Source organism: Ensifer adhaerens (genome assembly GCF_002940685.1).
GTDB lineage: Bacteria > Pseudomonadota > Alphaproteobacteria > Rhizobiales > Rhizobiaceae > Ensifer > Ensifer adhaerens_E.
Window position 1 is genome coordinate 276,357 of record NZ_PNFP01000011.1, and the last position, 12,537, is coordinate 288,893.

Below are 12,537 nucleotides of genomic sequence, written 5' to 3' on the forward strand. Positions count from 1 at the left end.
TCAAAGGAGCGTCGCATGAACTTCAACTCGCAAAGACTTGAATTCAAAGGCCATTCCGGCGCTACCCTTGGTGCCCGTCTCGATCTTCCGAACGGACCGGTGCGGGCCTATGCGATTTTCGCCCACTGCTTCACCTGTTCCAAGGATCTGGCGGCGGCGCGCCAGGTCTCGGCCGAACTCGCGCGGGAAGGCATCGCTGTCCTACGCTTTGATTTTACCGGCCTCGGATCAAGCGAAGGCGAGTTCGCCTCGACGAATTTTTCCTCCAATGTCGCCGACCTGCGCTCCGCCGCCGACTATCTGCGCCAACACTTCGAGGCGCCGTCGTTGCTGATCGGCCATTCCCTCGGCGGCGCCGCGGTCTTTGCGGTTGCCGGGGAGGTTCCCGAAGTCCGTGCGGTGGCCACGATCGGCGCGCCCGCCGATGTCGGCCATGTCCTGAAGAACTTCGGATCGAGTCTTGAGGAAATCCAAGAGAACGGTGTAGCCGAGGTCGATCTTGCCGGCCGCAAGTTCCTGATAAGGAAGCAATTCGTGGACGACGCCTGCGCGCACCGCATTCTCGATGCTGTCGCAACGCTCAAAAAACCCGTTCTTCTCCTTCATGCGCCACTGGATCAAACGGTCGGCATTGAGAACGCAAGCGACCTCTTCCGCGCGGCGAAACATCCCAAGAGCTTCGTTTCGCTGGATAAGGCCGACCATCTGCTGACCGATCCGGCCGATGCCGCTTACGCCGCCCGGATCATTGCCGGGTGGTTGAGCCGCTATCTCGTGGCCGACAATCCGCAGGGCGCCGAGCCAATGGAACAGGTCCAGGTGACGGAAACGGGCGAAGGCAAGTTTCAGAACGCAGTGCATGCCGGCAAGCATCGCCTCTTTGCCGATGAGCCACAAAGCGTCGGCGGACTGGATTCCGGACCATCGCCCTATGACTACCTGTCGATTGGCCTTGCCGCCTGCACCTCCATGACGTTGCGTCTCTATGCCGACCACAAGAAGCTGGCGCTCGGACGCATCAAGGTGGAAGTCTCGCACTCCAAGATCCATGCGCGCGACTGCGAGGATTGCGCCGCCTCGGAACGCGCCGACGGCGGAAAGATCGACCGGTTCGAGCGGATCATATCGGTCGATGGCGAGGTTTCGGATGAGCTTCGCTCCAAGATCGCGGAAATTGCCGACAAGTGCCCGGTTCACCGCACATTGGAAGGCATCGCCAAGGTGACGACGTCAGTAAGTTAGCTCGCGGACCACGCAGCACAGAAATCCCGCACCATGCCAATCGCTTCCCGTTGGGCAAGCGCGAAGCGCGCGGAATTGTTCTTGTAGTATTCCGCTAGTACCCGCTGCGTCGCTCGAGTTGTTAAGCTCCCTCCATTGGTTCTTGGGAGGAAACACATGGCAAACTCGAAAATTCTGATGATCACCGGTGACTTCACCGAAGACTACGAAACGATGGTGCCGTTCCAGACGCTGCTTGCCTGCGGCCATACCGTCCATGCCGTCTGCCCCGGCAAGAATGCCGGCGAGACGGTCGCGACCGCGATCCATGATTTCGAAGGCGACCAGACCTATTCCGAAAAGCGCGGCCACAATTTCGCACTCAACGCCACCTTTTCCGCGATCCGCGCGGAAGACTACGACGCGCTGGTCATACCCGGCGGCCGCGCGCCCGAGTATCTGCGTCTCAACCCGGATGTCATCAAGGCCGTCCAGCACTTCTTTGCAGCGGGAAAGCCGGTGGCTGCCATCTGCCACGGCGCGCAACTGCTGGCGGCCGCCGGTGTCTTGAAGGGCCGCACCTGTTCTGCCTATCCCGCGTGCCGCCCGGAGGTCGAGCTTGCCGGCGGTATCTATGCGGACATCGCGATCAGCGATGCAGTTGCCGACGGCAACCTCGTGACCGCGCCGGCATGGCCCGCGCACCCGTCGTGGCTGCGCCAGTTCATGGCTGTGCTCGACGCGTCGGCCCTGCTACAAACGGATGCCGCCTGAAAAGGAAGGCATGGGAGGGGCGAAATGTGCGAGTTGTTCATAAAGGCGGATGCGCGGCTCTGGGAAAGCACGACACGGTCGCTGCGCATCGACGGCATGGTGACGAGCGTTCGGCTGGAGAATTTCTTCTGGTCGAAGCTTGAGGAGATCGCCCGGCGCGATCGCATGAACGTCACGCAACTGATCACCAAGCTCCATCACGAGTCCATCGATGCCGGCCACGACCTCGGGAACTTCACCTCGTTCCTGAGGGTCTGCTGCGCGCGCTATCTCGATCTTCAGCTCTCGGGAGATGTTCCCACGGACGTCAATCAACCGATCGCCGGGCTCAACGCTCCGGCGATCCTCACGCGCGAGCAGGAAAAATACCACTGAGGCTGAGCAAGGCTGGGCAAGGCTCGCCCCGCGCGTGGCAGCGCCGTTCTGTGACCGCCCCGCCCAACGACCGACGTGCTTCGCCGGTCGGCACCCCTCGCCTGCCCGGCGCACAACTCTGCAACCATCGGACCTAACCCCAACGATCAGACAGGAGATCCGGTCGTTGGGTGCACGCCGCCGTTTGGTTCAAGCCCCGGCGGGAAGACTGTGCTATTCAGGTGGCCAGCGATTCTGAGTTTGTAGCGTGATGAGCCCCAAGACCCGCGGTTATATGTTTGCCTTCCTCGCCATTTGCATTTTTGCGGGCCAGGACGCCATCACCAAGTATCTTGGCGACCGCTATCCCGCGCTGTTCATCACAATGATCCGGTTCTGGGCGTTTGCGCTTTTCGTCCTCGCTTTCGCCGCGTCGTCCTCGGGCGGACTTCGAAACACCGCTCGGACGCGCCATCCCTGGCTGCAGATTGTACGAGGCCTGCTGCTCGTCGCGGAAATCGTCGTCATCGTCATTTCCTATGTTCACGCCGGGCTCGCCATGAGCCAGTCGATCTTTCAGGCGACGCCGTTGATCATCACCATCCTCTCTATCCCGCTTCTGGGGGAGACTGTGGGATGGCGACGCGGTGCGGCCATCCTGATCGGCCTGATCGGCGTTCTCGTGATCATCAATCCCGTGAACGTGCATTTCGACATGTCGCTGCTGCTACCGCTTGCAGCATCCGTCCTTTTCGCGCTCTACAGCATCGCTACCCGCGCAGTCAGCCGCGAAGATTCCGCCGTCACGAGCCTCTTTTATGCGGGTGTTGTCGGCGCCGTGGCGATTTCCATGATCGGGCCGTTCTACTGGACCGACGTCGAGCCCACCGATTGGTTTGCACTCGCCGCACTTTGCGTCTGCGGCACGCTCAGCCACTATTTTCTCATCAGAGCCTACGGACTGCTGCCGGCAGCCGAAGTCCAGCCCATCACCTATTTTCAGCTGGTCCTCAACGTGATGTTCGCGGTCCTCCTGTTTGACGAGACGATAACCCACAACATGATTGTCGGCGCCCTCATCGTCGTCGGCGCCGGCCTTTTTACGATCTGGCGCGAGCACCAATTGGCAAGACGGCAGTCGGCGTCGCGATCCTAACTCTGTTCACTGGTTGGCCGCTCCGCGGCCGACGGCGACTTGAGGGCAAGCCAGCGTCTTTCGAAGGCCGATATCAAGACGCTTGTCCTGCCGGACGATCACGCAGAGCCGCCGGCTTAGCTTTGGCGTAAGGGGCCCGACCACAAGCTCTCCCTGGCTTTCCTTGTCGGCGACAGCCATCCCCGGAAGCACGGCGCAGCCGAGACCGGCCTTCACCATCCCCTTGATGGCCTCGACGCTCCCCAGGATCATCAGTGGTTTCAAGGATGTGCCGCTGCGGACCACCACTCGTCTACGATCCTTCGTGTGTTTCCGCCGGGCTCATAGAGAAGGACCGGCGCCGGCGCCAGAACATCCGGCGAGATCCGCGCAGGCCGCCTGCGAAAATCAAAGAGTTCACCGACCACATGCGCGGCGCCCTCAGGCTTGGTGATCCCGTTGAGCTGCCCCGCCGGGAGAGCCCGGAACATCCTTCATCGCGCGCTCCGCGATCGTCGAAAGCCTGAGTTCGGCAAACTCCTTGAGCAGGGTCCGTTCGGCCTGTTCGAATGCGCCCACCAGCGCCGCATTCGCCGCCCGTTCCACAGGGCAGGTCGGATGGTCCTCGGACACGCCGGCCGTCAGGACCTGTCCTTCATCCAAAGCCCGCTGCACGTCGAAAACCGTCAGCTGGTCGAGCGGCCGCAGAAGCGCCCAGCCCCCTCCCCGGCCGCCTTCGGAGCCGACGACACCCTTGCGTTTCAACGCACCCATCGTCCGGCGGACGACGACCGGGTTGGTGTTCAGCATCTTGGCGATGGTCTCCGACGTTTCCCGCCCACCGAGCAATGCCATGTGGATGAGCACATGGATCATCCGCGCCAACCGGCTGTCCTGCTTCATTCCGCTCCCCTTATCGTAACAATTAATGTTACGCGATGCTTGACGTCATGCGTTTCCGTAACTTATACAATTACAGTATTCAGCTGTCGAGAAGGAACGAAGATGCAGGCGCGCACTGCCCAGACCCGAACCATTCGCATGAGCTTTGTCGAAGAGGGAAAAGGGCCGGTCGTTCTTCTCTGCCATGGCTTCCCGGAAACGTCCCGTGCCTGGCGACACCAGATACCGGCGCTTGCCGACGCGGGTTTTCGCGCGATTGCGCCTGACATGCGCGGCTACGGTCTCACCGAATGTCCACCATCAGCCGACGAATACAGCGTGTTTCACATCGTCGGCGATATGGTCGCCCTGCTGGATAGCCTTGATGTGCCAACGGCCATCCTTGTCGGTAGCGACTGGGGCGCGACCGTTGCCTGGCAGGCGGCGCTGATGCGGCCCGACCGGTTTCGCGGGATCGTCGCCATGAGTGTGCCGATGATGGGGCAGCCGCCCGTACCGCCCACCCGGATCTTCCCGCGAACCGACGAAGCCGAATTGTATACGCTCTACTTCCAGGAGCCCGACGTCGCCGAGGCAGAGCTTGAGCGCGACATCGGCCAGACGCTCAGAAAGATCCTCTTCGCTGCCTCCGCAGAAGCCGGCCCGCGAGGAACGGGGGAGCAGACACCCAATCCGTTCGGCATGGTATCGCGTCGGCATGGACTGCTTGCGCCGCTGCCCGACAGAAGGCCGACGTGGCTCACCGACGCAGACCTCGACGCCTACACGAGCGCCTTTGCCACGACCGGCTTTCGCGGAGGGCTGAACTATTATCGAAACCTCGATCGCAACTGGCAGCTGCAAGCCGCCCTTGCCGGCGTGACGATCGAAGTTCCCGCCCTCTTCATGATCGGCGAACGCGACCCGGGCCTCGCCATCCCCGGGATGCAGGAAATTATCGATGCGATGCCGAACCTCGTCCCGCAGCTCAAGGAGAAGATCATCGTGCCCGGCAGCGGCCATTGGCTGCCCCAGGAGCGTCCTGATTTCGTCAACGAAGTCCTCATCCGGTTTGCCGGGTATGTCTGAAAGCGGCGATCTCAGTTGGAAGCGAGGGGGTGTCCCCTATCCCGCGAGACAAAGATATGCATGATTGCAACCGCAAAGCGCATGGAACTCGGGCGAGCGCATCTCTGTGGGTACGACACGCTCCAGGTCTCAACAAACGCAAACGCAAACTCAAACTCAATACAATCTCAGGATCCCAGTGAAAACCGTTAGATGTCTGGTACTGGCCGCGGCCGCGATCTCCCTGTCGGCCTGCACGACAACCTCCGACAGTTCCAGGCAGCAGACCCTGTCGATCACGGCGCGCGGCGGCGTGAAGACGCTCGTTGCCAAGAACTGGCATATCGACGACGACTGCAATCAAATCGACTATCCGGCGATGACGGTTGCCGAGCAGCCCAAACACGGCCGCCTCGAGATTGTCCGCGAAGCAGTTTATCCCAAGCTGGTGGGTAAGCAGTCGAAATGCGCGACGACCAAGGTGAATGGCGTCGTCGCTTACTATACGCCGAACCCCGGCTACACCGGTCGCGACAGGCTCGTCATCCGCTCGCCCTATGAGGACGGAAAGATCGAAGAAGGCGTGTTGACCGTCACCGTCGTCAAATAGGCCGCCGCCCGATCGCTGCGCCGGAAACGCCCTGCAAAACGAAGTGCCATCCGGCCGCTTCCGCGCTATAATCGGGCGCGGGGTGGAAGGAAGGTGAAGCCGATGAAGAGGCTAGCTATCTTTGCCTTGTCACTGGCGGCGGCGACCACAAGCGTTCCGCCGGCCATGGCGTTTCCCCCGACCGTTTCGGCGGGGATCGAGGCATCTCAGGTACAACCGGTCCAGTACAGGCGCCATGGCGGTGGCTATCACGGCGGTTACTACCGCGGGCATCATCACGACGGCGGCGACGATTGGGCCTGGGCGCTCGGCGGACTGGCCGCCGGCACGATCATTGGCGGATTGCTGGCGCAGCCGCGCTACTATGGCCCGGGCTATTACGACGAAGGCTACTACGGCTCGACCTACTACGCCCCGCGTTACTATGCGCCGCGCTACTATCGTCAAACCTATTATGGAGGCAGCGCGCACGTCCGCTGGTGCTACGCCCGCTACCGATCCTACAGGGCCTACGATGACACGTTCCAACCCTATTACGGGCCACGACAGGTGTGCGTCTCCCCCTATTACTGAACGCCTTTGAAGCCCGCCTGCGCCGGGCTTCCTGACGTCGTGCACAGACAGACGGCTGCCGCCGGCTAAATCCAAGTCAGCGGCACGCAAAAGTGTGCGTCGACCGGAAGCTGGAGGCGCCGGATGCAAAACCGGTAACATCCGCATGGCTGCCCGACCTCGACGCGGTCGATGTTCCGAGAGATCGAGGGATTGGCGGCGGCGCTCGCGAGATGGCTTACGCCGCGCAGCTCGCTAATTGACTGCAACCTTTGCTCTTTTTGTCGTAACAGGCAGAAGGAAAGTTTTGCATCCCTAATGTACGCAATGGTAGAGTGCATTGTTTGCGCAGCTCGCGTGGCCAGAATTGTAGCATTTAGTGCACCTTTGGAGGGCGACGGCCCCGGGGATCATCAGCATGCTGAACCTGCCTCGCCTGCCGCTTCTGGACAACCTCAAAGGGTATCAGGGAAGCTGGCTGCGCAACGACGTCTCCGCCGGCGTCGCCATTGCTGCCGTGGGGCTGCCGAGTGCAATTGCCTATCCGGCCATCGCCGGCCTGCCGCCGGAGACAGGCCTTTATGCAAGCATCACGCCCCTCGTCGCCTATGCTCTCTTCGGTCCATCGCGGCAGTTGATCGTCGGGCCGGACGCGGCAACGATGACCGTGCTTGCGGCCGTGCTGACGACGGTGTTTGCCGCGTCCTCCGGTGCCGCCGACCGCGTAACGGCTGCAGCACTGCTTGCGCTCATCGTCGGCATTCTCTGTCTGGTGGCCCGCCTCGTGCGTCTCGGCGTGCTCGCGACCTTCCTGTCGCGCCCCATTCTCACAGGCTTCTTTGCCGGCATTTCCCTCTCGATCCTGGTTGGACAGATCAAGCGCTTCACCGGCGTCCAGATCGAGTCGGAGGGGCTCGTCAGCCCCATTCTTGAACTTCTGAGACAGGCTGGCTCCATCCACTGGCCGACCTTGATGTTTGCCTTGGCCTGTTTTGCGCTACTGCAGGTCGCCCGCATCTACCGCTCGCCAATTCCCGGCCCTGTGATCGTCGTCTTCGTCGCCGTGCTGCTGTCCTACCTGTTCGATTTCGAGGGGCGCGGCATGACGGTGGTCGGCAACATCCCCGACGGGTTGCCGTCCTTCATCCTGCCTCGGCTCGGGGGTCTGCCGATCGATACCTTGCTCACGGGCGGCGCGGCGATCTTCCTTGTCAGCTTCGGTTCCGGCGTCATCGCAGCGCGCAGCTTCGCCGCACTCGGCGGCTACCGCGTCGATCCGAACCGTGAATTGAGCGGGTTTGGCGCCGCCAACATCGCGGCAGGCCTGTTCGGGACCTTTCCGGTGACGGCGTCCGACTCGCGCACAGCCGTGAACTTCGCCGTCGGCGGGCGGTCGCAGATCGCAAGCCTCGTTGCGGCGGGAGCCCTGATGGCGGTGCTGCTGTTTCTCGGCGACGTCCTGCGCATTCTGCCCGTCGCCGCGCTCGGCGCGATCCTGGCGGCAACAGCGCTCAGCCTGATCGACATCGACGGCCTCAGGCGAATCTGGAGCGTCAACCGCATCGAGTTCGTTTTCGCCCTGATTGCCCTTTGGGGACCGATCGGCCTCGGCGTGCTGAACGGCGTGGTCATCGCCATCGCCGCGACACTGGTCTATCTCATCCTGCAGACCATGTATCCGCACGACGCCATTCTGGGTCGCATCCCCGGGCGGGACGGCTTCTACAAGCTGCATCGCATGCCCGAGGCACGCCCGGTCCCAGGCTTCGGCGCCTGCATGATTCAGGACAGCCTGCTTTTCTACAACGCCGACTACGTTCGCGAACGGCTGGAGGCGATCGCCCAGAGTTTGCCGCATCCCGCCCGCTGGCTGGTGATCGACGCGAGCGCCATTCCGCAGATCGACAGTACCGCCGCAGACATGCTTGGAGAACTGCAGGGTGACCTGAAGGGCCGCGGCATTGCGCTCGGTCTGGCCGAGCTGCACACCGACGCGCGTGCCCTGCTCGAGCGCTCCGGGGTCGTCGAAAAGATCGGGCCGGGCATGATCTTCGAGGGGATCGAAGATGCGCTCGACGCATACGAAGCCAAATACGGACGAGGCGGCGGGCAACCGGCCGGCTCCGTCGAGATCAAGCCAGATGTCCATACCGAAACGGGAGGGAAGAATGGGCAAGCATGACGGCAAGAGGAAGAAGGGCAAAGACAAGAACGAGCGCGAAATCGCCAACCCCACAACCGCGTCGGAGGAGCGGCCTTCCGGGGACTATGCCAAGGAACTGGCCCACCTGCAGGAGGAAACCGCTCACCTGCAGGCCTGGGTGAAGAAGACCGGCGCGCGCATCGTCATTATCTTCGAAGGTCGCGATGCGGCCGGCAAGGGCGGCGTGATCAAACGGCTGACCGAACGTGTCAGCCCGCGCGTCTTCCGGGTCACGGCCCTGCCGGCGCCGACGGACCGGGAGAAGTCGCAAATCTACATGCAGCGCTATATCCAGCACCTGCCGGCTGCGGGCGAGATCGTGATCTTTGACCGCTCCTGGTACAATCGTCCCGGCGTCGAACGTGTCATGGGCTTCTGCTCGGATGACAGCGCACGGCGCTTTCTCGAGCTGGCACCGCGCTTCGAAGCGGCAATGGTCGAAAGCGGCATCATCCTGCTCAAATACTTCCTCGACGTCAGCGAGAAGGAGCAGGAACTGCGCTTCCGGCAGCGGATTGCCGATCCGTTGCGCCAGTGGAAACTCAGCCCGATGGACGTCGAATCCTATCGCCGCTGGTGGGATTATACCCGCGCCTACAATGAGATGATCCGCATGACCGACACTGAGTATGCGCCCTGGTGGATCGTTCCGTCGGATGACAAGAAGCGAGCCCGCATCAACTGCATCACGCACATTCTCTCATCGATCCCGTACGAGCGGGTGAAATTTTCAGAGCCCGATCTCGGCAAGCGCCAGAAGCGGCCCGATGGCTTTGCGGAGGACGACCACGTGCGCAGAACAGTGCCCGACGTCTTCTAATGCATGTCGCGCCAAGATGTGCTGCAGTTTTGCGGCAACGACATGCGTAAGAACAAGAGTTCAAAGCCCGGTGTGTGAAGCCTGTTCGCGCAACGCTTCAAGACGTCAAAGCCCGCGCCGGACCGCGCGGGCTTTCAAGGCCTCCTCTATCGCCAGAGCCCAGCGCCGGAGGCGTCATAATTTCACCTTGGGCGCTCGCTCAGGCCTTGTCGGGCGCCCAGTTCAGGAAGAACCCGACGTCACCGGGCACGCCGCCGGGGAAGTTGATGATCATCGCCTTCAGCTTGTAGCCATTGGGCTTGCCGAAGGTCTGATAGCGTTCAAAGAACTCTTTCGCCTTTCCCTGCAGCGTCTCCGGCCAATCCCGGTCGCCGCTGTTGATTGCGCGGCCACTGTCGGTGCAAAGCTCGGATGGAAAGCTGTAGACCATCGCTTCGAACTTGCCGGCCTTCACGGCGTTCGCGACCAGCCGGCGGACGATGGCGATTTCCTCTTCCGTTACATGTTTCTTGAGAAAGTCCGCGGCAAAGTCGGCGTGCTTTTGCTCTTCGATGGCCTTTAGCCGCCGCTCCTTGTCCATCTCGTCCATTTCACGCTGAAGCATCTGCATTCTAAGGTCCTGTGCACTCACAGGTGCGCCGGCATTCTTGTTGTCAGACATCACGTCGATCCACTTCAAGCCAATGGGCGCTCTGTAACGGAGCGATACACGAGTTACGTGTATCACATGACCAGAAACGTCCCGAAGTTACACTCAAGGGAGCCCGAACATTAGCCCAGTTCGGGGACGAAACATTTTTCGAATGAGAGCCGCTTTATCTCCGATGACCCTCTATTCGTTGGTCTTTTCATTGCAGATCGGGAAGCCGCCGCCAGCTTTCCCGTCACAAGGCTATCCTAAAATACTACAACCGCAAGGGGACGTTGACAATTCAACAAAGGTGATGGCACCAGCGGGAACTCCGCCCGCGTTCACCCCTTGAAGCGCCCCATCGGCAATGGTCGGGCCTGCAGAAGGCAGAGCGCCGCCTAGAGCGCGGAACGCCCCTGAACGCCGCCATATGTTTCCGGCAAACCGGGGCGGACCGGCAGGCCAAAGATAGCCTCCATCCTCGGATCGTCCTCGTCGAGGCGTTCGGCGATCCACCGTCTTGTCCATTGGTAGGCTTCGGCAAACAGCTCGGAATGCTGGCTCCAATCCATGAAGCTGATCGCCGTCGAAACGGGTGGGGAAATCAGGATGTCCCTTTCGCCGAGCGCGATTTCCTGAGGCCTGTGCGCAAGCATGCTCGCCGCAATGACCTGGATCATGTTGGGAATCTTCGGCAGGCCGGAGCGACCAAATGGGTTCAGCAGCCGAACGGTCAACTCGGACGCGCCGGGAATGCTATCGTAATCGACATGATGTTTTCCCGGTCCGCCCCCGCCGAGACTGACGACGACGTTGGGGCCGGTCTTCAGTTCTTTCATCTGCTCCAGCGGCAGGTTGTTCATGATCGCCCCGTCGACCAGCATGTCGCCGTCGGCCGTAAAGAAGGGCGGCAGGACGCCGGGGATCGAGCCCGACGCCCTCACCGCCTGCCAAAGCTTGCCGCGGCGATGAACATGCGCCTGGCCGCTGGAGAGATTGGTCGACAGCGCGAAGAAAGGCAGCCAGAGATCCTCGATGAGCACGTCGCCGTATTCCACTTGCAGGGTGCGATCGAGCACCTTGTGATCGAGCAGTGCGTATTGCGGCACGGTGAGGCGCCGAAACGCACGACTGCGGACGAAGATCTCATGCGTCCCGCGGTTGATCTCGTCAGCGCTCATGCCGCGGGCGAAACCCGCCATCATCGCCGCACCCGAACTGGTGCCTCCAAGATAATCGAAGGCAGCGCCTGCCTCGATGAAGGCCTTGTGAACGCCGAGATGCGCGCATCCGAGGGAGCCACCACCAGCCGCGACAAACCCACGCGCCTCACCGGAGACGAAGCGCACCAGTCGCTCGACGTCGCCCCCGTCTTCCAGTGCAACGTGGTGATGCTGCCGGATGCGGGGACGCTCGTCGAGCCAGTCGGCGGTCCCGGAGACGGCGGCTGCGCGCCTTCCGTGCACCAGCACCAACCGAAGGCTGGAGGGGGAATGCACTGAGAGCGCCAGCTGTTCGGATCGGTTCAACTTCCCCTGACCGGACGCATCGCCCACCAACAGGACGCCGTCGGCCTGGCGGATGCAGACACGCGTCCAATCGCTCGGCTCCTCGTCGGCGATGTAAACGATGATCCCGGCCTTGGCCTCCAGTTGGTTGAGCCAGTCCAGCACGGGCTGGTCATCGACCGGAACGCCGGGGAAGCGCTCTTCTATATCACTCCTCGCCAGGAAGGCCGTGCGCGTGGAGGCGGCGAATGCGCTGCGCAGGAGTTCGATAAAAATGGGAGAAATGCGGCTCTGTCCGGCCGGCACGACGGCGAGCGTCCGGACCCGGCAGGGCTCCTTCGCATGGGGCGATGCCGGCGCCTGCATCGCAAACCGGCGCGCAAGAAACGTCGTGACGGATTGGCGCAGGCTCGGTAGCGCGCTCGCCGCCCTTTCGAACTGTTGAATGCCGATCGACAGAACGATGGAATCGCGAGCGGCAACGACGGTGGCCATGCGCGGCAGGCCGGCGAAGAAACCGACTTCTCCGACGAGCTCACCCTGCCCTATTTCGGCAACCGGTGCGGCCACGTCAGCCCTGTGCACCGTGAAACGGCCGGACAGGACGACGAAAAAACGATCCGACGGCTCTCCCTCGCGGACGAGGATCTCCCCGCGCCGCACGATCCCGCGATCGGAGTTGGCAGCCAAAGCCTCCAGTGCCGCCAGTGACGTCTGGTCGAACATCAAAGTCTCAGACAACAGCTTGGCGGCAAGGGAACCGGTGGCGTCCATTGAAC

Annotated in this window: 13 protein-coding genes; 9 read left to right on the forward strand and 4 right to left on the reverse strand. The window is 62.0% G+C overall.

Annotated features, from left to right (window positions below; translation table 11 throughout):
• Positions 1-15: 15 nt before the first annotated feature.
• The 4 genes from C1A35_RS22160 (at position 16) to C1A35_RS22175 (ending at position 3,505) form a co-directional block, all read left to right on the forward strand.
• Positions 16-1,242 carry a bifunctional alpha/beta hydrolase/OsmC family protein gene (locus C1A35_RS22160; protein WP_104666411.1) on the forward strand — a complete coding sequence of 409 codons (1,227 nt, stop codon included), beginning with the start codon at positions 16-18 and terminating at the stop codon, positions 1,240-1,242.
• Positions 1,243-1,398: 156 nt separating this feature from the next.
• A complete protein-coding gene (locus tag C1A35_RS22165; protein WP_034802015.1) occupies positions 1,399-1,995 on the forward strand; it encodes a DJ-1/PfpI family protein in 597 nt (198 codons plus the stop codon).
• A 24-nt stretch (positions 1,996-2,019) separates the two neighbouring features.
• Positions 2,020-2,370, forward strand: a complete 351-nt coding sequence (locus C1A35_RS22170) for a ribbon-helix-helix domain-containing protein (RefSeq protein WP_104666412.1) — start codon at positions 2,020-2,022, stop codon at positions 2,368-2,370.
• A 250-nt stretch (positions 2,371-2,620) separates the two neighbouring features.
• Entirely contained in the window at positions 2,621-3,505 is an 885-nt protein-coding gene (locus tag C1A35_RS22175) for a DMT family transporter (RefSeq protein WP_104666413.1), read from the forward strand.
• A 6-nt stretch (positions 3,506-3,511) separates the two neighbouring features.
• On the opposite strand, the gene C1A35_RS22180 is transcribed toward C1A35_RS22175, so the two are convergent.
• Together C1A35_RS22180 and C1A35_RS22185 are read right to left on the reverse strand one after the other, a co-directional pair.
• Positions 3,512-3,757: a LysR substrate-binding domain-containing protein gene (locus C1A35_RS22180; protein ID WP_104666414.1), complete on the reverse strand. Its 246-nt coding sequence runs from the start codon at positions 3,755-3,757 to the stop codon at positions 3,512-3,514.
• 168 nt (positions 3,758-3,925) lie between these two features.
• On the reverse strand, positions 3,926-4,387 hold the full coding sequence (locus C1A35_RS22185) for an RrF2 family transcriptional regulator (protein WP_104666457.1): 462 nt from the start codon (positions 4,385-4,387) through the stop codon (positions 3,926-3,928).
• A gap of 102 nt (positions 4,388-4,489) precedes the next feature.
• Between C1A35_RS22185 and C1A35_RS22190 the strand changes: the two genes are divergently transcribed.
• The 5 genes from C1A35_RS22190 to ppk2 all read left to right on the forward strand — a co-directional run bounded on the left by C1A35_RS22190 (position 4,490) and on the right by ppk2 (position 9,619).
• The gene (locus C1A35_RS22190) at positions 4,490-5,455 is read left to right on the forward strand and encodes an alpha/beta fold hydrolase (RefSeq protein ID WP_234822943.1); all 966 of its coding nucleotides are present in this window, start codon (positions 4,490-4,492) and stop codon (positions 5,453-5,455) included.
• Between the two features lie 178 nt (positions 5,456-5,633).
• Entirely contained in the window at positions 5,634-6,044 is a 411-nt protein-coding gene (locus C1A35_RS22195; protein WP_104666415.1) for a hypothetical protein, read from the forward strand.
• Between the two features lie 102 nt (positions 6,045-6,146).
• Complete coding sequence (locus C1A35_RS22200; RefSeq protein WP_104666416.1) at positions 6,147-6,617, forward strand: BA14K family protein; 471 nt, start codon at positions 6,147-6,149, stop codon at positions 6,615-6,617.
• Positions 6,618-7,014: 397 nt separating this feature from the next.
• On the forward strand, positions 7,015-8,778 hold the full coding sequence (locus C1A35_RS22205; RefSeq protein WP_104666417.1) for a SulP family inorganic anion transporter: 1,764 nt from the start codon (positions 7,015-7,017) through the stop codon (positions 8,776-8,778).
• On the forward strand, positions 8,765-9,619 hold the full coding sequence (gene ppk2 / locus C1A35_RS22210; protein ID WP_199772995.1) for a polyphosphate kinase 2: 855 nt from the start codon (positions 8,765-8,767) through the stop codon (positions 9,617-9,619). Before C1A35_RS22205 ends, ppk2 begins: the two co-directional genes overlap by 14 nt.
• A gap of 199 nt (positions 9,620-9,818) precedes the next feature.
• Here ppk2 and C1A35_RS22215 read toward each other — a convergent pair whose 3' ends face one another.
• Both C1A35_RS22215 and C1A35_RS22220 read right to left on the reverse strand, forming a co-directional pair.
• The gene (locus C1A35_RS22215) at positions 9,819-10,280 is read right to left on the reverse strand and encodes a histidine kinase (protein WP_104666419.1); all 462 of its coding nucleotides are present in this window, start codon (positions 10,278-10,280) and stop codon (positions 9,819-9,821) included.
• A 368-nt stretch (positions 10,281-10,648) separates the two neighbouring features.
• Complete coding sequence (locus tag C1A35_RS22220) at positions 10,649-12,532, reverse strand: patatin-like phospholipase family protein (protein ID WP_104666420.1); 1,884 nt, start codon at positions 12,530-12,532, stop codon at positions 10,649-10,651.
• Positions 12,533-12,537 lie beyond the last annotated feature (5 nt).